22 protein-coding genes are annotated in these 24553 nt (G+C 45.0%); 11 read left to right on the plus strand and 11 right to left on the minus strand.

The features are described 5' to 3' along the window. Positions 1-97: 97 nt before the first annotated feature. On the minus strand, positions 98-1468 hold the full coding sequence (locus SP90_RS13920; RefSeq protein WP_066857159.1) for an amidohydrolase: 1371 nt from the start codon (positions 1466-1468) through the stop codon (positions 98-100). Positions 1469-1923: 455 nt separating this feature from the next. On the opposite strand from SP90_RS13920, the gene SP90_RS16725 reads away from it, so the two are divergent. From SP90_RS16725 to SP90_RS13950, 7 genes are all read left to right on the plus strand, one after another. Then, on the plus strand, positions 1924-2091 hold the full coding sequence (locus SP90_RS16725; protein WP_197498804.1) for a hypothetical protein: 168 nt from the start codon (positions 1924-1926) through the stop codon (positions 2089-2091). A 35-nt stretch (positions 2092-2126) separates the two neighbouring features. Then, complete coding sequence (locus tag SP90_RS13925) at positions 2127-2948, plus strand: transporter substrate-binding domain-containing protein (RefSeq protein WP_066857559.1); 822 nt, start codon at positions 2127-2129, stop codon at positions 2946-2948. A gap of 217 nt (positions 2949-3165) precedes the next feature. Beyond that, positions 3166-4176 (plus strand): amino acid ABC transporter permease, encoded by a 1011-nt coding sequence (locus SP90_RS13930; RefSeq protein WP_066857562.1) that lies wholly within the window; start codon positions 3166-3168, stop codon positions 4174-4176. After that, complete coding sequence (locus SP90_RS13935) at positions 4173-4904, plus strand: amino acid ABC transporter ATP-binding protein (RefSeq protein ID WP_066857565.1); 732 nt, start codon at positions 4173-4175, stop codon at positions 4902-4904. Before SP90_RS13930 ends, SP90_RS13935 begins: the two co-directional genes overlap by 4 nt. A gap of 460 nt (positions 4905-5364) precedes the next feature. Next, positions 5365-6156: a MogA/MoaB family molybdenum cofactor biosynthesis protein gene (locus SP90_RS13940; protein WP_066857568.1), complete on the plus strand. Its 792-nt coding sequence runs from the start codon at positions 5365-5367 to the stop codon at positions 6154-6156. A 12-nt stretch (positions 6157-6168) separates the two neighbouring features. Next, complete coding sequence (locus SP90_RS13945) at positions 6169-7497, plus strand: HD domain-containing phosphohydrolase (protein ID WP_066857571.1); 1329 nt, start codon at positions 6169-6171, stop codon at positions 7495-7497. Next, positions 7494-8363 (plus strand): 4-hydroxybenzoate octaprenyltransferase, encoded by an 870-nt coding sequence (locus tag SP90_RS13950; RefSeq protein WP_066857574.1) that lies wholly within the window; start codon positions 7494-7496, stop codon positions 8361-8363. Before SP90_RS13945 ends, SP90_RS13950 begins: the two co-directional genes overlap by 4 nt. Positions 8364-8569: 206 nt before the next feature. Here the strand turns inward: SP90_RS13950 and SP90_RS13955 are convergent, their stop codons facing one another. The 4 genes from SP90_RS13955 to hypA form a co-directional block, all read right to left on the minus strand. Next, positions 8570-10132 (minus strand): phosphoethanolamine transferase, encoded by a 1563-nt coding sequence (locus tag SP90_RS13955; protein ID WP_066857577.1) that lies wholly within the window; start codon positions 10130-10132, stop codon positions 8570-8572. 142 nt (positions 10133-10274) lie between these two features. Continuing rightward, positions 10275-11510, minus strand: a complete 1236-nt coding sequence (locus SP90_RS13960) for a P-loop NTPase (RefSeq protein ID WP_066857580.1) — start codon at positions 11508-11510, stop codon at positions 10275-10277. A 249-nt stretch (positions 11511-11759) separates the two neighbouring features. Next, entirely contained in the window at positions 11760-12416 is a 657-nt protein-coding gene (gene hypB / locus SP90_RS13965; RefSeq protein WP_066857583.1) for a hydrogenase nickel incorporation protein HypB, read from the minus strand. Between the two features lie 9 nt (positions 12417-12425). After that, positions 12426-12779: a hydrogenase maturation nickel metallochaperone HypA gene (gene hypA, locus SP90_RS13970; protein WP_066857586.1), complete on the minus strand. Its 354-nt coding sequence runs from the start codon at positions 12777-12779 to the stop codon at positions 12426-12428. A gap of 141 nt (positions 12780-12920) precedes the next feature. On the opposite strand from hypA, the gene SP90_RS13975 reads away from it, so the two are divergent. Genes SP90_RS13975 through SP90_RS13985 form a run of 3 tightly spaced genes read left to right on the plus strand, consistent with a single transcriptional unit; the run spans position 12921 to position 15249 of the window. After that, positions 12921-13646, plus strand: coding sequence for a tetratricopeptide repeat protein (locus tag SP90_RS13975; protein WP_066857589.1), 726 nt, complete (start codon positions 12921-12923; stop codon positions 13644-13646). Positions 13647-13671: 25 nt separating this feature from the next. Next, positions 13672-14475: a tetratricopeptide repeat protein gene (locus SP90_RS13980; RefSeq protein ID WP_066857592.1), complete on the plus strand. Its 804-nt coding sequence runs from the start codon at positions 13672-13674 to the stop codon at positions 14473-14475. A gap of 27 nt (positions 14476-14502) precedes the next feature. Continuing rightward, on the plus strand, positions 14503-15249 hold the full coding sequence (locus tag SP90_RS13985; RefSeq protein ID WP_066857595.1) for an AMIN domain-containing protein: 747 nt from the start codon (positions 14503-14505) through the stop codon (positions 15247-15249). 218 nt (positions 15250-15467) lie between these two features. On the opposite strand, the gene SP90_RS13990 is transcribed toward SP90_RS13985, so the two are convergent. Next, complete coding sequence (locus SP90_RS13990) at positions 15468-15668, minus strand: heavy-metal-associated domain-containing protein (RefSeq protein ID WP_066857598.1); 201 nt, start codon at positions 15666-15668, stop codon at positions 15468-15470. Positions 15669-15827: 159 nt separating this feature from the next. On the opposite strand from SP90_RS13990, the gene SP90_RS13995 reads away from it, so the two are divergent. Then, positions 15828-18374, plus strand: a complete 2547-nt coding sequence (locus tag SP90_RS13995; RefSeq protein ID WP_066857601.1) for a heavy metal translocating P-type ATPase — start codon at positions 15828-15830, stop codon at positions 18372-18374. Between the two features lie 218 nt (positions 18375-18592). On the opposite strand, the gene SP90_RS14000 is transcribed toward SP90_RS13995, so the two are convergent. The 5 genes from SP90_RS14000 to SP90_RS14020 form a co-directional block, all read right to left on the minus strand. After that, positions 18593-19015, minus strand: coding sequence for a hypothetical protein (locus SP90_RS14000; RefSeq protein ID WP_066857604.1), 423 nt, complete (start codon positions 19013-19015; stop codon positions 18593-18595). A gap of 130 nt (positions 19016-19145) precedes the next feature. Then, the gene (locus tag SP90_RS14005) at positions 19146-20633 is read right to left on the minus strand and encodes a UTP--glucose-1-phosphate uridylyltransferase (protein WP_082936464.1); all 1488 of its coding nucleotides are present in this window, start codon (positions 20631-20633) and stop codon (positions 19146-19148) included. A 183-nt stretch (positions 20634-20816) separates the two neighbouring features. After that, positions 20817-22658, minus strand: coding sequence for a UbiD family decarboxylase (locus SP90_RS14010; RefSeq protein WP_066857681.1), 1842 nt, complete (start codon positions 22656-22658; stop codon positions 20817-20819). Between the two features lie 315 nt (positions 22659-22973). After that, on the minus strand, positions 22974-23468 hold the full coding sequence (locus tag SP90_RS14015) for a rubrerythrin family protein (protein WP_066857607.1): 495 nt from the start codon (positions 23466-23468) through the stop codon (positions 22974-22976). Positions 23469-23877: 409 nt separating this feature from the next. Further along, positions 23878-24375, minus strand: coding sequence for a rubrerythrin family protein (locus tag SP90_RS14020; protein WP_066857610.1), 498 nt, complete (start codon positions 24373-24375; stop codon positions 23878-23880). Between the last annotated feature and the right edge of the window lie 178 nt (positions 24376-24553).

Below are 24553 nucleotides of genomic sequence, written 5' to 3' on the forward strand. Positions count from 1 at the left end.
TCGTAAAAAAAACGCATGTGTATTTCACATGTATTTTTTTACTACTTTTGCGTTGCTGATAGCTATATGCAAAAACAGCGAACGATACATGCATGAGTTAACGGACGCGCACAACAGGGAAGCGTGGTTTTAACTGTATTCCGGCACGTTCTCTGATGGAATCTGCATGCTGTTGTGCTTTTTCGAGAAGAGCGCTTTCGTCGAACGTGACAATAGCTTTATCCTTCATAAGCCACTGCCCGTCACACATGGTATGCGTCACATTAGATGAGTGCATTGAATAAACAAGGCTGGACACAGGGTCGTGCACTGGCACAGAGCCCGGTTTGAGTGAAGGTTTGATGATTGCGAGATCTGCCTTTTTCCCAGAAGTCAAAGAGCCAATCTGATCCTCCCACAACAGTGCCTTGGCAGCGTTTACAGTTGCCATCTCAAGAATGGTTTCCGCTGGAACAGTCGTTGAGTCAAGCGTGCGGCCTTTATGGATAAGGGCAGTCAGGTACAGTTCGTCCAGCATGTCCATACGGTTGTTGCATGGTGCACCGTCCGTCGCAATGCTCACACAAACACCTTTATTAAGCATTTCAGGAACCGGTGCAAAGCCAAGGACACGCATGGCTGCACCCGGGTTGTGTGAGACTTTAACATTGTGCTCGGCAAAAAGTTCAATTTCACGTTCAGTAAGCCACACTGTGTGTACTGCAAGAAGGTTCGGGCCGAGAGCACCCAGCTTTGCAAGGTGTTCGACAGTGGTGGCACCGCGTGTGTTGCGTACAAAATCAACCTCTTCTTTGATTTCAGCAACGTGCATATGAATGCCGAGGTTCATTTCGTCAGCAAGCTTCTTGGTACGCACGATAAGTTCATCGGAGTTGTTGAAGATGGTTCTTAACCCGAACCAGCAACGGATACGATCGTTTTCAGCGCCGTTCCAGCGTTTGATTAGGTCAAGCTGGATATTGAGTGCTTCGTCTGTACTTTCCTGTTTGTTTTCTGGAATTCCCTCACCGCAGTCCATGGTGGAGCGGGCTAGGATGCCTCTGATACCGGCTTTTGTGACAGCCCGTCCCATTGCGTCCACATGTTGTCCTCCTGGCTCTGCGAAGCAGGTCACACCTGAGCGGATGAGTTCTGCACAGCAGGCAAGAGCTGAAATTTCAACGTCTTCTTCTGTCATAGCCAGTTCGTAGGGCCATGTTCGTTCATGCAGCCATGTGAGGAGGTCTACATCGTCTCCCAGTCCACGCCCGAGTTGTTGGCACAAGTGAACATGTGTGTTGATAAGACCGGGAATAATGATGGAATCTGTACAGTCAATGACTTCAGCATCCGGTGAGATTAGCTCGGGTTCTACTGTGCCGACAGCGCTGATGCGGTCGCCAGTAATAAGGATATCACCGTTAACAAACATCTCGCGTTTGTCATTCATGGATAAGATAAGTGCATTGCGTAACAGTTTTTGCGACATGAGCCCTCCGCAAAGAGAAAATTGGAAAAAACGTGGGAATATGCCTGAGGGTTCCTGCTGTCAAACCTGCTGGTGTTGAGACAATTGCGCGAGACAGTTTCGTTAAAAAATCCGAAGCAGGCTTAGATGTAGCTAAGGAATAATGCGTGGTTGCCACGTTTTGGAGTGGACGTTACGGAGTGAATATACTACATATATCAATCGGCAACCAAGCTGCGGGAAACAGCTGTTGTCGACGGTGCCGGACCCGGTATTTCTGTTGTACAAAAAAAAGTGTACAGTTTCAGTCTGCTGGGAGGGAAGCCGGTGTGGCCTTTTGGTTTTATTAGTGAAAAATGATGTGCGGCAGCATTCTGCAGTGGGGCCGAAAACGGTTCTGGAACGTTTGATAGGCTGCTGAAGAACATGTCTGATGCATGATCTGAACGTTATTTTTTATGTAAGGAGTTAGTAGGATGGAACGAGTACTTAAAGATCGTTATAAGCGCGAGTTTGTTGAGGTTATCTGTCCGATATGCCGCAAAAGTCAGATTATCGCTTTGCCCGAAGAGCCTATGCCAAAGTGCGATAAGTGCAGACGGGAAATGGTAATTAAGGAAGTTTTGACCGAAGGGAAATACTAACTCTAGTTGTTTTTTATTATTATGGGAGAATAGGGATGAAATTTGTAAAAGTACTTATGGCGATTGCCATGACCTTTATGCTTGCAGCACCTGCTTCTGCAGCAGATATTGACCTTGCAAAAGAATCTACAATTAACAAGATTCTGAAAAGCGGTGAGCTTCGTGTCGGTTTTGACGCAAGTTACGCTCCTTTTGAGATTACCGATAAAAACGGTCGTTACATCGGTTTTGATATCGATCTTGCAAAAGAACTTGCAAAAGCTATGGGCGTAAAATTTGTGCCGGTTAACACAGACTTTGACGGCATTATTCCTTCCCTGCTTTCCAACAAGTTTGATGTTATTATTTCCGGTATGACCCTTACTCAGCAACGTAACCTGCAGATCGGTTTCTCTGATCCATACTTCCTTATGGGACAGGGCGTAATGGTTTCCAACAAGCTTCAGGGTAAAATTGCTCGTTACAAAGAGTTGAATGACCCTAAATATGTTGTTGTATCCCGTCTTGGTACAACCGGTGAAGAAGCTGTTAAAAAATATCTGCCAAAAGCAACCTACAAGTCTTTCGAAAAAGAAGTAGACTGCGGTATGGAAGTTATTTCCGGTCGTGCTGATGCATTTGTTTTTGATATTCCTGCCCTTGAGAACATTGCTTCCGTTCAGGGTAAAGGCAAAGTATTCGTATTGAACGATCCGTTTACTTTTGAGCCAATGGCTATCGGTTACAAGCAGGGTGACCCTGATTTTGCGAACTTCCTCAACAACTTTATTTTCCAGTTTAAAAACGACGGTCGTTACCAGCGTCTTTACGACAAATGGTTCCGTTCCGATGCTTGGAAATCCCAGTTGAAGAAATAGGGAATTTTGTCTACAAGGGGTCGGCCTAGTGCCGACCCTGTTTATTTTACTGTCACGCTCACCTGCGTTGCAGGGGACAGTAAAAATAATACAAGGCAAGCTAAGCTTCCTTCTGGTTTTATGACTCGCTGTGATATATACACAGCGTGATGTGGAGCCGGAAGGTTTTACTGTTTTTAAGAACTTGTTTGTAACGTGTTGAGATAAGGATTCGCAGATGATGAATTACACAGGACTCGACCGTCCTAAAAAGCCGGGCTATTACCTCTTCTGGAAAGCCATGTTTGTGGCAATTTGCCTGCTTGGCATCGGCTTTATTTACGCTGCTGCAGATTTTGTAGATTACAACTGGCGCTGGGAACAGGTGCCGCAGTACTTCTGGCTGGATAAAGACCTTGAGGTTCGTTCCGAAGCAGAAGGTGATCTTACAAAGATTGATAAGACTGCTGCAGGGTATACTCTGATTATTCAGGACGGCGGGCATGAGGAAATTGTTAACCTGCCTCCAGATGCAAATATTTTTCTGGTAGAAGGTGACTACGTATACATGGGTGATACTATCGCCGAATACCGTGTAAGTAAGCCCGGTATTTTGCTTGAGGCAACCTATGTAACGCTTAAGGTTTCCATGCTTGCGATTGTTCTTGGTATTATCGTGGGTATCCTTGCCGGCTTGATGCGTATTTCTGAAAATCCTTGTCTGCGTTGGCTTTCTGTTACCTATGTTGAACTTATCCGTGGTTCGCCTCTGCTCGTTCAAATTTTCCTTTGGTATTTTGTGGCAGGTTCTCTTATCAATGCCATGCTGGATAAAGTAGGGCTGAGTGCTATTCCTGCCTTATGGTACGGCGTGTTTGCACTGGCTATTTTTACTGGTGCTTATGTGGCTGAAATTGTACGTGCCGGTGTCCAGTCTGTGCATCGTGGTCAGAGTGAGGCTGCGCGTGCATTGGGACTTAGCGGACAGCAGGCTATGCGCAAGGTTATCCTGCCGCAGGCATTCCGACGTATTCTTCCTCCTCTTGCAGGCCAGTTCATCAGCCTTATTAAGGACTCCTCACTGCTTGGTGTAATTGCTGTGCGTGAGTTGACAAAGGCTACCCGCGAGGTAATCAGTTCGTCCCTCATGTCTTATGAACTGTGGATTGCTTGTACGATTATGTACCTCGTACTTACTTTTGCCCTTTCTGTGGCGGTTCAGTACCTTGAAAGGAGAGCGGTACGATGATCAGTGCTAAAAATGTAAATAAATATTTCTACATCCCTGAAGAGCTTCATGCTCTCAAAGATGTTTCCATGAACGTGGCAGCAGGTGAAGTGCTTGTTGTTATCGGGCCGTCTGGTTCCGGTAAATCTACGTTTCTGCGCTGCTTAAATCGTCTGGAATATGCAAACAGTGGCTCTATCACCATCGAAGGTACTGAGGTGCTGGATCCAAACTGTGACATCAACGAAATCCGTGCCGAAGTTGGCATGGTCTTCCAGTCCTTTAACCTTTTCCCGCATATGAGCGTGATTGATAATATTACCATGGCACAGATGACCGTGCGTAAGCGTTCTAAAAAAGAAGCGGAAAAGAAGGGTATGGAACTGCTGGAAAAAGTTGGCCTTGCACATAAATATAATGTGTATCCTGATCAGCTTTCCGGTGGTCAGCAGCAGCGAATTGCTATTGCCCGTGCGTTGGCAATGGATCCGAAGGTGCTACTGTTTGATGAGCCTACCTCGGCGCTTGATCCGGAAATGGTTGGTGAGGTTCTTGATGTTATGAAGAATCTTGCAAAAGAAGGTATGACAATGGTCGTAGTAACTCACGAAATGGGCTTTGCCCGTGAGGTGGCTGACCGCGTTGTGTTTATGGATGGCGGGCAGTTGGTTGAAGAAGGTACTCCTGAACATTTCTTTACCAGCCCTGAGCATGAACGCACTAAGTTATTCCTCAGCCAGATCTTATAGCAGTTTTGATTATATTATGATTCATCAGGCGGGCTCGATTTTGAGCCCGTTTTTTTATTTGCTCCTGACTTTTGTGTTGTCTGTGACTTTGTGGGTGTGCGCTTACTGGATGCTTTGGGTTCGGTATTGCTTTGAAAACAGGAAGAGGGTATTTGTCCTGCTGGCTATCTATCCATTTTTATTGCTTGATTCGGTAATAGCCTGATAAAAAGGCGTATTGTTTTTATTTTTTATTTTCACTATGATATCAGGATAATATAAAGTAAATGCTTGTTGTTTATTCTGAAGAGAACGTTTGAGTTCTTTTCTTCATATCATCGTATCTGAATCTGATATGCTTATTTTTTGGAGAGACGAGCTGGTCTGGCTATGTGAAAATACAAGATAGCTTAATGCACTGACGATTGTATTGAGCACAAATGATAAAGCAGTTTTCTGCAATGCAGTGTAGTTTGAAGATATGAACACATTTTCGTTGAAAGCGTTACAGACGTTGTCCTGTGGTGATGTCGTATTTATCGGTAGAGCTGGTGAAGAAAATTCCTTGGCCGCATCTATTGATACGGAACTACCACCGGCGTACTTTCCTGTAGGAACTCATTTTACTTCCGTAGATAACAAAAATGCTCCACTTTTTCAGGTAGTGCAGAACGGGTATACACCATCACGCTGTGGAAAACACTCCATAGAAGGTATGTGGGTAGAATTGCTCTGTGATGTTGAGAAAGATACGACGTATTCTGTTCACCCCGTAAAGAAGGAGCTTAGTCTTGCGTGGGTGACCCTTTCTGATAAGGGTGCGCGAAAGCAGCGTGTAGACGGCAGCGGGCCCTTAATTGAGCAGCTTGTCCGTGACGCCTATACACTTTCATATTCTCGCGGATTCATTATTCCTGATGAGGAGCTGCAGCTACGCCAGTTACTGTCGGATTTAGCTTTACTCCAGAAATTTGATCTTATCCTGACCACAGGTGGAACAGGTGTAGCTCCCCGGGATGTAACACCGGAAGCAACATTGAAGGTTATTGACCGCAGGCTTCGCGGGATAGAGCAGGCTATGATGGCAGCCAGTTTGCAAAAAACTCCGCATGCTGTGGTTTCAAGGGCTGTTGCAGGTACTCTTGGTGGCTCTCTTATTATAAATATGCCGGGCAGTACAAAAGCTGTTGCGGAAAATTTGGAAGCGGTCTTACCTGCATTGGGGCATACTATCGCTAAATTGCAGGGTGATCCGGCTGATTGCGGGAATTAAGTAGGAGAAGCTGTGGTATTTCAGCATGAATGTCAGGCTCCGGGGCTTGCCTTCACAGAAGAGGATAACTTTAAAGTTCGTCTGTACGATCTTGTCAGTGCGTTAGCCCGTTCATTGGATATGGTTTCCCAGACTCTTGCAGGGCACCATACTAATGTCGGATTTATTGCTTCACGTATTGCCGAGTGCTACGGATTAAGCAGCTTTGAGCATAGAAATGTTGTTCTGGCTGCAATGCTTCATGATATCGGTGCAGTGTCACTATATCCTGCAGTTGATTCCCTATTGTTTGAAGATGATACCATTAAGCACTCCATTGCCGGTTCTGTTATCATCAGTTCCTCCCAAAAATTGAAAGACGTATCCAAGCTTGTTGAATACCACCACACTCCGTGGCAGGAATTGCGGGAAATGGATAAGCACTATGAAATCAGCAATATAATCAATCTTGCTGATTTCATTGATGTGAATACCAGGCGTGATCGTCCCGCACGGTTACAGATTCCTGTGCTTATCGATTTATGCCGTAAGCACTCTGGTACGCTCTTCAATCCTGACTATCTCGAAGCTTTGCGCGAATCTGAATCTAAACGGAATTATTACCACAGTCTTCATTCTGCGCGTACAGAAACATCCCTCAACTTATCCACACAGTTTGATTCAGATATTCTTAATGCTGATGGTGTACTGGACTTCACAGGATTATTTGCGAAAGTTATTGATTTTCGAAGCAGGTTTACAGCAACACACTCTCAAGGTGTAGCTGTAACATCCAGTGTTCTTGGTCGCTGGCTTGGTTTTAATGAAGTCGAGCAGGTATTTTTCCAGATAGCTGGTCGTCTCCATGATATCGGTAAGCTGGCTGTTCCGGCGGCGTTGCTCGAAAAAAATGGACAGTTGACCAAAGAAGAGTTTTCCATCATTCAGCGCCATGCAACGTACACGGAGCATATTCTTTCCGGTATTCCGGGGCTGGAAGTGATTCGGGACTGGGCATGCCAGCATCATGAGCGTATGGATGGCAGTGGGTACCCGCATGGGATTGCAGGGAAAGATATCTCACTCGGTTCCCGCATTGTACAGGTTGCGGATGTTTTTACGGCGATAACTGAAGACCGCCCGTACCGCAGGGGGATGGATTTTGATCAGGCAACAAGGGTCTTGCGTCAGCTTGGCGATTCCGACAAACTGGATCCTATTGTTGTTGAGGTTCTTATTGAGCGGTATGATGAAATTAATGAACTGCGCTGCAAGGGGCAGATGCAGGCTTTAGAGCATTTTTCTAATTATTCAAAAGTACTGTATAATAAGTACGGTATTGTTATTAAGGATGTTTCATGACGGCGGTTTCTACTCCTGTGGCCAAATTCGGTGCGGTATGCCGGATGGTTAAGATTGAACACTCTGTTTTTGCACTGCCTTTTGCCTATTTGGGACAGTTTATCGCTGCAGGCGGTTTTCCATCAATAAAGCCATTTTTGCTGCTGACAGTAGCAATGGTGGCAATCCGCTCTGTTGCCATGGCATTCAACAGGGTGATTGATCTGCCGTTTGATGCCAAGAATCCACGAACACAGCAGCGTCCTCTTGTGACCGGAGAAATCTCACCGGTACAGACATGGGTGTTCATTGCTGTGATGGCACTAATTTTTGTTATTGCCTGTTTTTTTATAAATGAACTGAGTTTCCAGCTGGCGCCGGTGGCACTTTTTGTTGCAGTTTTTTATAGCCTGCTGAAACGATTTACATGGTTATGCCATTTTTGGCTGGGAGCAGTGCTTGCCTTATCGCCACTTGCTGGTTGGATAAGTATTGATCCACAGTTTACAGTAGCCGCAGTACTGTTCGCCTGGGGTATTTTATTCTGGGTTGCAGGCTTTGATATTATCTATTCCTGTCAGGATGCAGACTATGATCGTTCTGTTGGGTTGAATTCTGTTCCGGCACATTTTGGCCTTGAATCCGCGTTAGTTATTTCTTCATTTTGCCATGTAGTTACTTCCATTATGTTCCTTATGGGAGGTTGGGCTGCCGGATTAGGTTGGCCGTACTTTGCTGTGTGGGCTGTTGTTTCCGGTGTACTTTATTGGGAACATACGATCATCAGTGCGGATGATATGAGCCGTGTAAATATGGCTTTCTTTACGATGAATGGATTTATTTCTGTCATGTTGTTCATTGGAGCTCTTGCAGGAATTTTTTTCTAGTTGAATTTATTACATACGTAAAAATTACTTTTTAGTTCTTTATGGGCTGACAATTGGTCAGCTTGTTATCGACTTATACCAAAAAGCCGAACACACCTTTCTGTGTGTTCGGCTTTTTGTATTTCTTTTTGTGACTAGTAGTTATGAATTCTGAAGTAAACAAGGCAAGCCCAAAATGTCTGTAAGCTATCTTTGCGCGGAATGTATTAATTCTCGTTACATGCCTGATGAGAAGGACAAGACGTTAGTAGTGCCGTTTGTGTAGTATCCTGAATGCATATTCCTCCCAGATTGAGAATCCATGGGAAAAAGACATCGTGCGAAAGAGGTGAGCAAACTTTATTCTTAAGTGCTGCAACCGCCCGTGGATGTGTTTTGCTATATGTGTCTGAGACCCAGATGAAGAACGGTACGTTTCGTTGTTCTGCAGCATTGGCATTGCCATGTCCGAAGCGTCCTTCTTCCCCTAAAGATTCACCATGATCTGAGCTGTAGACAACTACGGCATTTTCGTCGCGTACAAGGTCAATAATCGATGCAATAAAACTGTCTGTGGCAAGGATACTGTTGTCGTATGCATTATCAATAATCTCTTTTTCCATATCCTCAGTGTAAATGTCAGGAGTAAATCTTTTGAATTCTTTTGAGTATCTGGCAGCGTAGTTTGCGTGGCTTCCTCGGGTATGTATTGTGATAGCCTGATCGTCGTCTGCACCGTTTGTGAGTGTCTTTTTTAGCGGCGCAAGAAGCATTGCATCTTGGAATTCGCTGTACTTGATATCACCCAGAGTGTTGCGGAATATTTTTTGATCTACATTGCCTATGGCTTGCGTTGTGGGAGTGTCATTACTGCTAAACCGGTCGTTTGCGGATATCCATGTTGTTGAGAAGCCGTGTTTTTTAAAGAGACCGCAGTAGGAGCTCATTGTCGTTTCTGGATGCTTACTGGTTGCCGGAGTTATCATCGCAGGGACTGAAAGGCGCGTGTATGCAGCAAACGATGTAATAGCTCCAAAATTGATAAGGTTTTTTTCTATACTCAGCTTTGGGGTAGTGTCTCGCATGTAGCCGTTTAATTGGAATCGGTCTGCACGGGCAGATTCTCCGATAATAATAATGAGCTTTAACGGAGTAGCGGATTTTGTGAATGAAGAAGGAAGGGCAGCAGCGCTGAGGAGTTTGCCTTTCGTTATATTCTTAATGAATTGGCAAGTAAAATCAGCGAATCCGGTGATTACAGAGTAAGGAAAAGCATATTTTATTGCTACAGCAGGGCGTACTTTGCGCACTGGTTGAGTTTTCTTGTATGCACTTAGAAGGACCGTAGTAGGAAGCAGAATAACAAGCAGGATTGCAACCGTTTTCTTATTAATTGATCCGGTCGAACGGCGCAGTAGAAAAAAGATTGCAACGGAGAATAATAGGGCTGTTATACCAAAAATCATGACCTCAGGTGTCATGAATTCACCTGCTTCTCCGCAGTTAGTTTCCAGAAGGAGAAAGATAAGCTCTTTGTCGACAGTTACACCGTACACTCCATGAAAGTAGCTGGTTAAAGCACTTATGAAGAATACTGGTGGAACCAGATAGGCAGCAATACTTCGGAAGCGACATGTTACGTACATAACTGTATAGTTGAGCCAAACTAAGTATACTATAGAAGGGATCAGGTAGAGAACTGGTAGTTTGGCAAGATCGGAAAGCATCATAGCAGAAAATGAGAGTGAAAGTATAAGTGCCAGATACTTAAGAGAAAATATAAACTGCAACGTATCGCTCCACAAGAAAAAAGAGTTCGAATAGAACACGAGTTTGTAATTTAATTTTGGGTACATGCCAGCAAGCAAAAAAAACAACCCCTTGCTCATACAGAACAAGGGGTTGTCATACAGTTATGTAAAGAAAAAAGTGTTAGCTTGCTGCGAGCAGTTTTCCTTCAATAAAGTCAGTTACTACCGCAACAGGGGCATTTACAGTAACGCCTTTAACCAGTGAAATGTGTTTTGCTTTCAGTGCATCGCAAGCATCCTGCGGTACTTCTTTCGCAAGTACATACCCAGCCTCAAGGCGTTCAAGAAAAGAGGCTGCAGCTTTCGGTTCATACGCTGGAGCATCAACTGTTTCTGTAGAGAGAATCTGCTTTGATTCAGCATCAGCAGTTGCAATCAGATATTGCTCTGCAAGATGCATGGATGGTGAAAGTGTACCTTTTGTTACCGGTAAGGCAACTTTAATAGTGCCTTTATGAGGCGGAAGCACAGGGTGGAGCTTTTGTGATGGTGCCGCACCGTCATCAAGCATGAGGATCGGTTTGATGATTTTTTGAATGGCCTGAGCTGTCGGGCTTTCTTTTTGAACAGAGAGGAAGGCATACCCTTCATCACCTGAGCGGACAATTTCAGGGTCAAGCGGGATGTCGCCGAGGAAACGGACGCCTACTTCTGTTGCAAGCTTTTTACCGCCGCCTTTGCCGAAGATGTTTTCAACATTACCGCACTGCGAACATACTACGCCGCTCATGTTTTCAACAATGCCCAGAACCTGATTGCCCACATCACCAACAAAAGTAACAGAACGGCGTACGTCATCAATAGCAACACCCTGTGGTGTTGTTACAATAACAGCCTGTGCATCGTTTCCAAGTAACTGCATGACAGAAAGTGGTTCATCACCTGTGCCCGGAGGGCAGTCGACAACCATATAGTCAAGGTCGCCCCAAACAACATCAGAGAGAAGCTGCTTGATAAAGCCCATTTTTACGGGACCGCGCCATACTACAGGCTGATATGAGTTAGGAAGAAGAAAGCCGAGAGACATAACAGAGAGGTTTTCACTCCATGTGACCGGCTCAATGAAAGATTCTTCAATGTGAACTTTGGAGTCACGCATGCTCAAAAGGCGCGGAACACTCGGGCCATGTACGTCGACATCAAGCAGGCCGACTTTTTTTCCGGCAAGAGAAAGACCGATGGCGATGTTTGTGGCAACAGTACTTTTTCCAACTCCGCCTTTACCCGACATAACAACAATTTTATGTTTAATGCGGCTGATGGTGCGTTGCATGCGTGCTTCGCCGGCATCCAATTCAGTAGGGGCTCCGCCGCATGAACCGGAAGAGCAGGAACCACTGCTACAGTCAGTACTCATAATGGTCTCCAAACAGTAGACTTGTGCCGCGTTGTGAAAAACAGTCTGTCCAGTGCGGCCGTGGGTGAGGCAGGCTGTACGAAATTCGGTATAATGTCAGTAGTCACTGACGAGAGGGTTGTCCAGAGGCAGATTTCTATTTTTTTGAATATTTCTGCCGATATTATAGGTGACCCGTTTTTATCGGATCGAACGATGAAAAAAGCCCCCGGAAAAACGGGGGCGAGGTGTAACTATTTGGGTAAGATTTTACTTTTGCTTGGCTTTGTGAGCAGTACGCAACCAGTCATACCATGTATCAAGCCCATCACTGGTAGTGCAGGATGTCTCGAATACAGGCATATCTTTGTTTAACTGTGTTGCAAACTTTTTGGCGCGCTCAACATCAAACTGAACATATGGGAGCAGGTCGCACTTGTTCAGAATCATAGCGGAAGATTTTTCAAATAAGGCTGGATATTTTTCAGGCTTATCGTCACCTTCAGGAACGCTGAGCAGAGCAATTTTGTAATCCTCACCGCAGTCGAATTCAACGGGACATACAAGGTTCCCGACATTCTCAATAAACAGAATGTCGATTTCATCAAGATTAAAATTGGCGAGAGCAGCAGTAATCATGTTGCTGTCAAGGTGACAACCACCGTCTGTGTTGATCTGCACAGCTTTAGCACCAGTTTCGGCAACTCTGCGAGCATCATTGTCAGTCTGGCAGTCACCTTCGATGACAGCCATGGTGAATTCATTTTTCAGATCGGTAAGAGTGCGCTCAAGAATTGAGGTCTTACCTGCGCCCGGTGAACTGATAAGGTTGAGAACCAGAATACCGTGTTTTGCAAAAAGTTCTTTTAATGTAACTGCAATTTTGTCGTTTGCTTCAAGAATGTTGCGTACTACTGGGATTTCCATGGGTACTATTTACTCCGCTTCAAGATGATCTACGTAAAGTTCTTTTCCTGTGAGCACGTTGTGCCCGAATAGACTTTCGCATTCAGGGCAAGGCATATAAAAAAGATCCGTCCCTTCCGGTGTGAACTCTGTAGAGCATTCACCGCATGTGACAGTCACAGGAATTTCTTTAAGCTCCAGCTTAGCATCCTCCAAAGGGCTTTGTTTGGTCTGTACTTCAAAAGCAAACTCAAGTGCGTCGGGCACAAGGTTTGTCAATTTTCCGTAACAAACACGAACCATCAGCAATTTGGAGGCATTATGCTTTGCCATCTCTTCCTTGACGATATCGATAAGACTTGCTGCTATTGCCATTTCATGCATGCCAGAACCGTAAAGCAAAAGATACTAAGCGTCCACAATGTTTTTGAAATACTAGTTTGATGTCCTAACATGCTGTTTTCAAGAGTAAAGGGCTGTGATAGGGTTAAGCCAGATTATACGCGCATATATTGGGGGCAATAGATGACAGAAGGTGTATATCACACTAAGTCCAGTCTTTGGATTGGGTCAGGTGCGACAAGAAGACGAAGTATTTCGAAGCGATACTGGTTTGCCAGTGAGGGTGCAGGTGGCTGTATTGAAGTACAGTTGCTCACGAATAACTTGACCCCCATTGGCGATAAGCGTGTTATCGATCGAGATGAATTTGAAGATGAGTATGTTTTTGAGCCGGGATTGCTTGCACTGGAAGTGCAGGCCACAAATATTGCACAAGATAGTAGTGTACGGCAGTTGTTGGATGCTCAGGATGAGCTGGTTGCAACTGTTTCGGCTCTGGGTGAAAAACAATCTGCTCTGCAACATGAAGAAAGAGAAGCTTCTGAACGTTTTGATAAGGGCATGAGTATGCTGCGCGGTGGCTATGTAAAGCAGGGGCGCAAAATATTACTTGCCGTTTCAGAGAAGAACGTGAAATGGAAGAGAAGACATAAACATTTGTTTAACGGGTTTGGGACACGTCTGCGTAAACAACGTGAGCCGGAAATTGCATTGAAACATTACTTGAAAGCAATTGAGCTTTCTCCTAATGATGATCATTTATGTTACAATGTTGCCCGGGTCTATTATGATTTACGAAAAATGGCCGATTGTAAAAGATGGCTTAATCGTGCTCTTGTAGCAAATCCGAAACTGGAGCCTGCCCAGAGATTTTTGCAGGCAATAACGCGAAAGTCATATTTACGATAATTTGAACGTCATCAGGAAGTACGTTGTGTTGCATTTAGAATTTAAAGGTGTGTACTCCACATTTGAATCTGAACAGAGTTCTGCTCCTGCAGAGCAGGGAAAACGATACTGGCTTGTCTGGTTTACAGATAATGACACTGTAATGATTCAGGCATTATCCACGCAGCTTACAGTTGCCGGAGCTCAGTACCGCTTACGTATTGAAGATTTTATGCACAGGTTTATGGAAGAACCGGATGTTCTGCTGCAACCGCAGGTGCTTGCGCACGCACATCTTGTGGAACATGAAGCACGTTCTTTGCCTGATGAACCATATAAGTTTGTGTTGAAAGACAAGCATGGCGGAGACGTTACTCCTGAGCTTGTCTCTTCTTCAGAAGCGCTGGAAATTGCGCGCAGGGAAGCAGAAAAATTTGCTGAAGAGCAAAAGACCCCTGAAAACGTTGCAAAGAATTTGAAAGCAAGTTTTGAAGAGGCACTTGTTGCTTTGGAAAATGGCGACAGACGTAATGCGCTTAAGGTACTGACCAGACTGGCGGACTCTAAAGAGGGTATTGTTCCTGAGCATAAACATGTGTTTGCTGACTTTGGTTCTAACTTACGCAAACAAAAGCTTCCTGCCGCTGCTTTACAGCACCAGTTGCGTGTTGTTGAGATGAGTCCTGAAGACGACCATGCATTGTTCAACGTTGCACGTGTCTATTACGATATGGGAGATTTTGGGAACACGATTCGCTACCTGAACCGCGCAATTTCTCTTAATAAGAACTTGCGTCCTGCTCAGCGTTTTCTTGAATATGTTCGAAGTGAAGGGCGATCTGAAAAGTAGTTTATGTAATTAGTATGTGGAGGGTGCATGAACCGTAAAATTATTATGCTTATTTTACTGGCTCTGGTCGTAGGGGCTGTGCTTATTGCATATAATAAATGGATAATGCGCGATGCATACATCATTTCTACTAATGCCTCCTCGCAGCTTGCTGTGACGAACGCTGCAACCGACAATTCTCTGAAAGCACTTGTGATAAAAAAAAGTGCCACAGATGCATTGAAAACAGTTGAAGATACTATTCCTGACAGCAAGGTCGTTCTGATTAAAAAGAAGGAAGCGGCTGTCTCGAATGAGCTTACTAAAAAGAATGTTTCTTCTAAGGGTATAATCCCTGCAGGTGTGACTTCTTCAGAAAAAGTTTTGGGGAAACAACAGGATAAAGCTACTTCAACGGTTTCTTCGGATGTTTCTGCAACGGTACCGCAAAAAAAGAAGAGTATTGCTAAATCCTCTCCTGCAAAGGACGTAAAAACTGCACTACCTTTGCCAACGGTTGAGTATGCCAAAGAGAAATTATCAGTACAGACATCTGCATTGTTCACCTATAAAATTTTTACGTTAAACAAGCCGCAGAGGCTGGTGATTGATGTTATCGGGCGTTTTAGCGAAAAGCTTTCAGCCCCGAACGTTGCCGAAGATGGTCTGGTCAAGGCTGTGCGACTTGGGCACCATAAAGACAGAGTGCGTATTGTACTCGATTTAAAGAAGCCATTATCTCAAGATTGGATTGCAGAGCGTAAAAGTGACTCACTTGTTGTTGTCATACGATAACAGGCTGTCTGATTTGGAAGAAGAGAAAACAACACCTGTGGTGTATGTGCTCCTGACAGATTAAGCTAGTTTTGTTCTGGAAAAGGAATATTAAAAAGCCAAGCTGCTACATATGTAATACTATGTGAAGCTTGGCTTTTTACGTATGGCGCATTGTTGCGCATGTGGTCAACTGGAGCTGGAATAATCCGGCTCTTTTTTATTGATTTGAGTTAATGCTATTTTTTTACTTCAAACCCTATACCGGTGATAGCACTTTCAATGACATCTTGAGGAACTGGCGTTGCTTCTTTCCATTCAACTTTGCCGGAAAGCAAATCGACAGAGACGTCAGAGATACCTTCAATGGATTCAAGTGCTTTAGTAACTGCGCTGACGCAGTGTTGGCAGGACATTCCGGAAACAGTGAGTGCTGGCATTGTGTAATCCTTATGCAACTGTTTTAAAAGAATTGAATTTACTCAGTCTCAGGCGTAGCATAGCTCAAGTACCAGTACCGCTCAACCTCATATTCTGTTTGAGGTTGGGTGCCTTTTAACCATATATGATTGTGCCTGATTGAAGCAATGAGGTTTGTTATGACTGATACTCATATCGAGTCTGAACGTACGGCTGGACTTCGCACACTAACTATTCCCGTAAAGGGAATGACGTGTGCTTCTTGCTCTGCCCGTGTTGAGAAAGGCGTTTCTGAAATAGACGGGGTCTCAAAGGTTGCAGTGAATCTTGCGACAGATTCTATGCAAGTTGAGTTTGATCCTGCTCAATGCAGTGTGGAAGATATTGTGCAGAAGGTCGCAGCTATCGGGTATGAGGCTGTTCCTCCGCAGTCATCCTCAGCGGATGGTTCTTTACTGCGTTTTTCAATTACTGGGATGCATTGCGCTGCGTGCTCTGCACGCATTGAGAAAGTGACATCTCAAATGCCGGAATTTTCTTTTGTGGAAGTTAATCTTGCAACGGAAGTCGCACGTATACAACCGGCCGAAGGCGTTTCTAGCGAAGCTGCCATTGCTGCATTTATAGAAAAAGTTGCTATGCTCGGGTTTGGTGCCACAGTGCAGGAAGCAGAAGAAGGTGCTGCTCAGGATGTTACATCCCTATGGGAAGAGCAGCAGGAAAACATGCGTAACCGTCTTGCGGAAATGAAAGCTAAGCTTGTTCCCGAGATTATTTTTGCTTCGCTTTTGTTGATTATTGCGATGACCGATATGACAGGCTTGAGCTTGCCTGAGTGGTTAGCTCCTCATTCTTCGCCAAAGACTTTCTCTCTTATTCAGTTGATTTTGGTTATCCCTATCATGTGGTCAGGGCGTGATTTTTATATTCATGGCTTTAAAAATCTTTTCAGGGGTGCTCCGAATATGGATTCCCTCATTGCTGTAGGAACAGGTGCTGCCTTTGCATACAGTCTTTGGGGAACTATTGAAATTTATCTTGGTATTGATGTCATGGCGAGAGTCATGGATCTGTATTTTGAGGCTGCAGGGGTGCTGATTGCGCTTGTATCCTTAGGAAAATACCTTGAAACCCGCTCCCGCTCTCATACCTCTGATGCCATCAAAGGATTGATGGATTTAACACCAGATACTGCCATTCGCATTGTTGAAGGTGAACAGCAAACAGTTCCGGCAGCAGATGTTGTGGCTGGAGATATTCTGCTTATCCGTCCTGGCGAGCGCATTCCTGTGGACGGCAGTATTCTAGAGGGCTCATCAAGTGTTGATGAATCTATGCTGACAGGGGAATCACTGCCAGTCTCCAAAACCGTGGGTGACTCTCTTGCCGGAGGTACCGTGAATACCCATAGTGCTCTGACCATGAAGGCTGAGCATGTAGGGGCAGATACAGTGCTTTCACGCATCATTCGTGTTGTTCAGGATGCGCAGGGTTCCAAGGCGCCAATTGCCTCTATGGCCGATACCGTGAGTTTATATTTTGTTCCAATAGTTATGTGCATAGCCTTACTTTCAGGGTTAGCTTGGCTTATAGCCGGCGCATCGTTCCCGTTTTCGCTACGCATATTTGTGGCGGTCATGGTCATTGCCTGCCCGTGTGCAATGGGGCTTGCGACACCAACGTCAATTATGGTGGCAACAGGCCGCGGTGCACAGCTCGGAGTGTTGTTTAAAAACGGAACAGCGCTGGAGCAGACAGGTCGAGTGCAGACTGTTGTGTTTGATAAAACAGGTACTATTACCTATGGCAAACCGGAGCTTGTTTATGTGGAACCTTTGAATGGATTCAATGAACAAGAGGTCTTGGCATATGCTGCTTCTCTTGAGAGTCTTTCTGAGCATCCATTAGCAACGGCCATTGTGAAGGGAGCCAAAGAACGTGGTGTTTCTTTGGTTGCGGCGCAAGATGTTACTGCAGAGTCCGGTAAAGGCATTTACGGAATTGTCGACGGAAAGCATGTGCGCATCGGGAATGCCGCGTACACAGAGGTTGAGCGGAATACAGAAGTCATGGCGCGGATGAAAGAACAGGCGCAACAAGGCAGAACTGCACTCATTATGTCCGTAGATAATACTCCGGCGCTTATGCTTGCTGTTGCAGATACGATTAAGCCGGAAGCATCTGTTGTTGTACGAGATCTGAAAAAAATGGGTATAGATGTTGTTATGCTCACTGGAGATAATAGTGTGACTGCGAGTGCCATGGCGGCGCAGGCGGGCATTGATACTGTTATTTCTGAAGTGCATCCTGAGGATAAGAGCAAGACTGTTCAGAAGCTTCAGGAAAAAGGACATCTGGTCGCAATGGTAGGGGATGGAATTAATGATGCCCCTGCGTTGGCTACGGCAGATGTAGGAATAGCAATGGGAACAGGTATTGATGTTGCTGTTGAAGCAGGTGATGTTGTCCTTATGTCGGGAGAACTGACAGGCGTACTTACCGCAGTTGCACTGAGTAAAGCTGCTGTCAGAAATATTAAGCAGAACTTAGTATGGGCATTTGGATACAATACTCTGGGAATTCCGGTTGCAATGGGATTACTGTATGCATTGTTTAATGGCCCGACACTGTCTCCAATGATTGCAGGCGGTGCTATGGCGTTGAGTTCTGTTTCTGTAGTATCTAATGCACTCAGACTGCGTTGGTTCACCCCCCGTTCTGATTAAGCCGAAATCGCACTTTGCAGCGTATTGTATGGAGATTCAGGGCTTATATGGGTAATTCAACAAATAGATAGAACGTAAAAAGGTGACGGTTACACGTCACCTTTTTTATGTTGTGAATGCCGAACGTTGTTTGCGCGACGAGGGGCGGTTTGCAGGGTGCAGTAACAAGGTCTTTAGTCTTGTAGAGGCTTCTAAGCCTTCTTACCGAAGAACGGAGGTTAATAGTGGCGTATGTATTCAGAAATATTATCTGCAGAACAATTTTTGCTTACCCAAAATGCTGCTGCCCATACCATGAGCGCCGCGGCATCGGTATTGGTAAGCTTGGTAAGTTTAGCTTCCAGCGTATCTCTGCTGAGTCCGTAAATGTTGTGGAGTTGTTTGGTATTGCAAGCATTTGCTACTCGAAGCTGAAGGTACTCCTTACTGGAGTTTTCGGGCTGTATTCGAAGATTTTTGTGTGCAGAAATGATGAGCGCAAGTTCGCTGTCTGAGAAGGTGTGCTTTATAATGCTGATTGCTTGGAAAAACGTATCCACTACCCAGGGCAGAATGAATTCTGCTCCGGCACTTTTGGTGCGGAAATAGTCTTTAAGCCATTTTTCCTGATCTGATGTGATACGTGCGGCTACTTGCGGCATAGAGAAGAACCTCCAATGTGCCTCGGGGGTATTTCTTCGGGATGTATCGGGTTGAAGGAAAAATATATCAACGATGAAGTATGATTGGTTTGAGTTTTTGTAATAATTTTAGAGAGTAGGGCGAATTATGTTATTTGATCTCAACTGCTCCTTTGAACGTGAGGTTGTCCGGTAGCAGGAGGATGTTTCCGGTTTGGTTGTTTATGCTTACGTCTCCTACAAGAGAGATGGAGGAGTTGAAAATGATATCGCCGGAGATACCGAGCTTGCTGCATGCAGTGAGAGAAGGGACACCTTCTTTAAATTTTTCATAAATACTGTCAAAGCTACCGTAATACTGCGGGTCCAGTTGAACTTGAAGGTTCTGGGTAATGTTTGCGTTGTTCATTTTCAGCATACCGGTTGTATCCAAGAGATAGTAATCTGACATGACTTTGAGGAGATCGTTTGTCTGTTTTACAGGGATAAAACGGTCGCGATTGGTGATGAGTGCCTGTGCGTCTGCAAAATGGGAAACCGCTGCGCCCATGGCACTTTCTATTTGATAAACCGGCGTGCTGCTGTTGTCGTGTGGGTTGACAGGTTTTGGATTACGAATAAGTGGAAGCTTAGGTAATCCTTTTTGCTGGATATGTTCTTTTAACGCGGCAAGATTAATCCAGATGTTGTTTGTATTAAATAAGCAGTGCTTCTGGATATCGTTGAATGTATCTATGTCGCATTCAGGACACTGTCCGATTTCGCGTAAAATAAGGCTACCATCTTCATGTCTGGCAATATGACCGCCTTTGCAATCACTTTCTGTACGCTCAGTTACTTCCATGAGGAACGGAACCTGCTTTTCTGCCATATAGCCTAGAATGCGCATATCAAGCGTGGCACCAAGATTGTCTATGTTGGAGATGAGTGCATATTTTCTGCCTTGCCTGAGGAGAGTTTCCAGCACACCCGAGAGATATAATGCGGCAAAAATATCACCATGTCCCGGAGGATTCCACTCATAATCAGGGTTATCGGGGTATGATACAGGTTCAAGGGTATGTTGCTCTATTTTAGGAAACTTATGTTGGACAAAACAGAGAGGGAGTTGCGGCAACCCACTCATATGTCGTAATTCATTCAAGGTGTCTTTGTGTGTGTTGTAGCTGTTCATGAGAACAAGCGGCAATGAACCACCGTATTCTTCCTGCATGGATATGGCTTGCTGTATGGTGATATCGAGAAATGAGAGGTTATCTTTGACTGGAAGAAGTGACTTGGCAAACTGCATCCCCATGGTTGTGCCTAGACCACCATTTAACTTGATCGCAACTGCCTCTTTGGCGTGTTCTTTACCTGTCTGGGTATAGCGTGCAAGGTCGTTAATATGGTCAATATGCTGCTTGGATACTGGTGATATAGTACTTTCGTGTATGTAGCCGGTTGCCTTATTGGCGATGTCGGAGAAGTAGGTTGCAAAAAGGTCTATAACAGGGGCAGGAAGTCCTTCGTTCCTCATTTTTTCTTCGTACAGCGGCAGAAGCTGTTGGGCACTGGAGTACCGCTCCGGTGAACCGGAAACAGATTGATTCTGTAATGAGTTAGTTGCAGGGTTGTTATGAGAACCGGATCTAGGCATGGTGACTCCCTTTTCACGAAACGAGTTATACCATCCACGGCACAATGACGTGAATTTGCGGATGAATTTACCCACTACCACACTCAGGAGAAGCTGGAAGTATAATTTTCGAAAAAACGAAGTACTTAGAAATTGAATTAATCAAAAATAAAAGCCTGCGGATGTAATCCGCAGGCTTTACTCTTAGATGATGTTGTGAAGACAGCCGCCTTTAGCGGCCATTTTGTCTACAGAACGGGTTACATCCGGATCCTCTTCCAACGCCGGAGCGTGGAATGATTTTAAACGGGCATCTATAATCACCGGCCCTGTGCATCCCCAATGCTTGCAGTGGGTAAATGCACCTGCACCATACATGTCTGTAGCAGGGTCGGAGCGGGTAAAGGTTACCCACAGGAAGTTGTCCCAGTTTGCCGCAGTGAAACCAGCGTCATCTGCAACAACTACAAGCGGGAGAGACTCCAGATTGCCAACTTGTTTAAAATGTTCTGCAAGGCGGAACATGGCGTTGTCATGTTCATCACGTGCAGCCGTATGTTTAGGGCCTTTTACGACAACGATACCGGACATGAACAGTTTTGCATCACTGAAGCCGTCCGGCAGGGTGAAATGTGATGGAATACTTGAGCCGAGTGTGCGTTTGACAGGCCCGCAAGCTGTCCAGATAAGTTTTGAGCCTTGGTTTAAGCTAATGCCTGTGTAGTCAAGGGTATCAATGGTGGTGCGGGTGATGAAATGGAAATCGCGTGCAAAGTCTGTACGCTCCAGCATGTGCGTAAAGAACTCTTTGTAATTATGGGTACTAAGTCCCTGATTATCTTCTTTTGCTGCAAGAATGACGTACTTTGAAAGGGATGTCTGTGTGTTGCCGAGCAAAGAAAGACCGCATGTGATAAGTTCCTGCGGCTGACGTTCTTCAGCGTACGGAACATAACGTTCACTTCCTATTGCAAGCAACAGGGGATGAACACCAGCAGGGTCAACCGCATGTACCTCATGCACACCGTTGAATACGGTCGGCACCAGCTCCGCGGTGAGATCGTGGATAAACTCACCGAAGACTGTATCTTCCTGAGGAGGACGCCCTACAGTGGTAAATGGCCAAACAGCGTCGCTGCGGTGGTATACATTGTCTACACGCATGAGCGGGAAGTCATGTGCAAGGCTGTAGTAGCCCAAATGATCTCCGAAAGGTCCTTCCGGTTTTTGCTCATTTGGATAAACAGTACCGCTTATGCAGAAGTCGGCTTCTGCGAGAATTGGAAGCTGGCCTTTTCGTGTGATCATCGGCATGCGGAATCCCCCGAGGGCACCTGCAAAAATCAGTTCTGCAATACCTTCAGGTAGTGGCATAATGGCTGCCATGGTCATTGCAGGAGGGCCGCCGACAAAAATATTTACCTTCAGTGGCTCGTTGCGGCGGAGGGCTTCTGCATGGTGGTAGCCTATTCCGCGGTGAATCTGGTAATGGAGACCAACTTCTTTATCTTTTTCGAATGGAGCACCGGTAAGCTGTACGCGGTACATTCCAATATTGGAGTTCATGAATCCAGGTTTGTCCGGGCTTTCTGTGTAGACCTGCGGCAAGGTTACGTAGCCGCCACCATCCATAGGCCATGAATGCAGTTGCGGGAGTTGGCTGACAGTTGTCGTGCTGTCCATTACAGGGCCAGTTTTTACCTTTTTAGGCATGGTGGAGTAGCCTGCACGCGGCACACCTGCGTAGCGCCAAGGACGCTTGAAAAAGTCAAATGGGTCAACCTTCAGCTTAAAAATACCTTCAAGGGCATGAAGTGTATCACGGAAAATCCAGCGGGTTCTCTCCATTGTTCCAAAGATATTACATACCATAGGAAATTTGGTACCTTTCACGTTGGTGAAGAGTATTGCAGGGGCTTTTGCGCGGAACGCGCGGCGCTGGATTTCAGCCACTTGCAGATGTGGGTCAACTTCTTCGTGAATGCGGATAAGCTGCCCGCTTTGTTCCAGATCAGCAATAAGTTGCTGTGTATTTCTGTATCGCAAGATAACTTCCTTATATGTCAAGCTGAGTTGAAGAAAACCTGCATATTCCTGAAAGTGCTGTGTGCTGGAATATCGCAGAGGATGGAGTATGATACTACGAAAGAAAATTTTGCGGAATAATAGAGTAAAGTAGGGGGAGCCGCAAGCAGCTGAAAAGCCTTGTTTGAATACGATAAGGACAGGGTAGAAGATAAAAAAATAGCCCCTCTTTATCGCAATGATAAAGAGGGGACTTGCGCTCCATTCAGCAGAGTAGCCAGAGGCTGGCTCTTCCAAATGCTTGACTGAAAACAGCTCCAGTCAAAAAAATATATACTAGTCTACTTTGTAGTATGCTTTTGCAGCAGCACCACAAATAGGACATTTTTCTTCAGTTGGACCTTCATGGGTGTGACCACATACAGAACAGTTGTAGTAGTCAACGTCTGCTGGGTTTTCGAGGTTCTCAAGAGCTTTTGTGTAGAGGTCTGCATGAACAGCTTCTGCTTTGTTAGCAAAGCCGAAGTAACGTGCTGCAACTTTTTCGCCTTCTGCTTCTGCTTCGGTGATCATTGCAGGGTACATTTTTTCAAATTCAAAAGTTTCACCAGCGATTGCATCTTTAAGGTTTGCAGCTGTATCGCCGATTTTACCAGCATTACGCAGGTGAGCATGTGCATGGATAGTTTCTGCATCAGCAGCAGCACGGAAAAGTTTTGCAACCTGAGTGTGGCCTTCTTTTTCCGCTTGTTTAGCGTAAGCAAGGTATTTACGGTTAGCCTGAGATTCACCAGCAAAAGCAGCCATGAGGTTTTCAAGAGTCTTGGACATTATTTCTCTCCACAAGTGTGTTTATTTGTTATGTGTTAATCCCTTAACAGGAATGATTACTGTTTATATTTTCAACTCAGCTTTGTAAAGCGAAAAAAGATTTTTTTTAAATTTCTTTTTTACGAAAGTTATGTCTCGATCATTAACGGATTACTATACGTGAAAAATAATAGTGGGAAAGTTGTTTGCTGGAAAACCGATGATGCATTCAGCGGGCATCCCTGACGTAATCAGCGAGCGATTTTCCAGCAAACAGGCAGAACCGGCTGTTCTGTTGTGAAGGTTTTCGCAGCAAAGATATGCAGGTTTTAGCTACAAAAGCACAGGAACCTGAATACAAGTGGAGTTGTACAGGTTCCTGCTTTTGTATTTCGTTATCCTCACATACGCGGTGGCAGCGAGATAAATACTAGTCTACTTTATAGAACGCAGAAGGGGATGCGTTACAAATAGGGCACTTATCACCTTCGAACGGCCCTTCGTGTGTATAGCCGCATACAGAACAGTTGTAGTAGTCGGTTTCTACCGGATTATCGATACTATCCATCATCTTTTGATACAAAGTGGCGTGTACTTCTTCTGCCTGATTCGCATAGGTGAAGAACTTGTGAGCTGCTTTTTCCCCTTCAGCTTCAGCATCTTTGATCATTTCAGGATACATATTCTTAAATTCATGAGTTTCACCTGCAATGGCATCCTTAAGGTTCTCAAGCGTGTTACCGATTTTGCCGGCATTGCGAAGGTGGGCATGCGCGTGGATGGTTTCAGCATCAGCAGCGGCACGGAAAAGTTTCGCAACTTGCGGGTGGCCTTCCTTTTCTGCTTTGGCAGCATAGGCAAGGTATTTACGGTTAGCTTGAGATTCACCAGCAAAGGCAGCCATTAAATTTTCAGCAGTTTTACTCATGATGTACTCCGTTTGATTTGTTGTTTTTCTAGTCGTTAATAGGAATGATTACTGTTTATAGAAAGGTCTTACTCTTGTAAAGCAAAAAAACACTTTTTCTAATTTTTTCTAACCATTGCGAATAAAATATTGACTGTACAAAACATAACCTACCGTTGTTACAGCTTTTTGCCAGTAT

This window comes from Halodesulfovibrio spirochaetisodalis, from assembly GCF_001672295.1.
Lineage (GTDB): Bacteria > Desulfobacterota > Desulfovibrionia > Desulfovibrionales > Desulfovibrionaceae > Halodesulfovibrio > Halodesulfovibrio spirochaetisodalis.

Coding starts and splice junctions, on each gene's coding strand:
- hypA (WP_066857586.1), bottom strand. CDS start 12,779: ATGCATGAAATGGCAATAGCAGCAAGTCTTATCGATATCGTCAAGGAA.
- SP90_RS14000 (WP_066857604.1), bottom strand. CDS start 19,015: ATGCCGCAAGTAGCCGCACGTATCACATCAGATCAGGAAAAATGGCTT.
- SP90_RS13975 (WP_066857589.1), top strand. CDS start 12,921: ATGACAGAAGGTGTATATCACACTAAGTCCAGTCTTTGGATTGGGTCA.
- SP90_RS13950 (WP_066857574.1), top strand. CDS start 7,494: ATGACGGCGGTTTCTACTCCTGTGGCCAAATTCGGTGCGGTATGCCGG.
- SP90_RS13920 (WP_066857159.1), bottom strand. CDS start 1,468: ATGTCGCAAAAACTGTTACGCAATGCACTTATCTTATCCATGAATGAC.
- SP90_RS13985 (WP_066857595.1), top strand. CDS start 14,503: ATGAACCGTAAAATTATTATGCTTATTTTACTGGCTCTGGTCGTAGGG.
- hypB (WP_066857583.1), bottom strand. CDS start 12,416: ATGGAAATCCCAGTAGTACGCAACATTCTTGAAGCAAACGACAAAATT.
- SP90_RS14015 (WP_066857607.1), bottom strand. CDS start 23,468: ATGTCCAAGACTCTTGAAAACCTCATGGCTGCTTTTGCTGGTGAATCT.
- SP90_RS14020 (WP_066857610.1), bottom strand. CDS start 24,375: ATGAGTAAAACTGCTGAAAATTTAATGGCTGCCTTTGCTGGTGAATCT.
- SP90_RS13930 (WP_066857562.1), top strand. CDS start 3,166: ATGATGAATTACACAGGACTCGACCGTCCTAAAAAGCCGGGCTATTAC.
- SP90_RS14005 (WP_082936464.1), bottom strand. CDS start 20,633: ATGCCTAGATCCGGTTCTCATAACAACCCTGCAACTAACTCATTACAG.
- SP90_RS13990 (WP_066857598.1), bottom strand. CDS start 15,668: ATGCCAGCACTCACTGTTTCCGGAATGTCCTGCCAACACTGCGTCAGC.
- SP90_RS13940 (WP_066857568.1), top strand. CDS start 5,365: ATGAACACATTTTCGTTGAAAGCGTTACAGACGTTGTCCTGTGGTGAT.
- SP90_RS16725 (WP_197498804.1), top strand. CDS start 1,924: ATGGAACGAGTACTTAAAGATCGTTATAAGCGCGAGTTTGTTGAGGTT.
- SP90_RS13935 (WP_066857565.1), top strand. CDS start 4,173: ATGATCAGTGCTAAAAATGTAAATAAATATTTCTACATCCCTGAAGAG.
- SP90_RS13960 (WP_066857580.1), bottom strand. CDS start 11,510: ATGAGTACTGACTGTAGCAGTGGTTCCTGCTCTTCCGGTTCATGCGGC.
- SP90_RS13995 (WP_066857601.1), top strand. CDS start 15,828: ATGACTGATACTCATATCGAGTCTGAACGTACGGCTGGACTTCGCACA.
- SP90_RS13925 (WP_066857559.1), top strand. CDS start 2,127: ATGAAATTTGTAAAAGTACTTATGGCGATTGCCATGACCTTTATGCTT.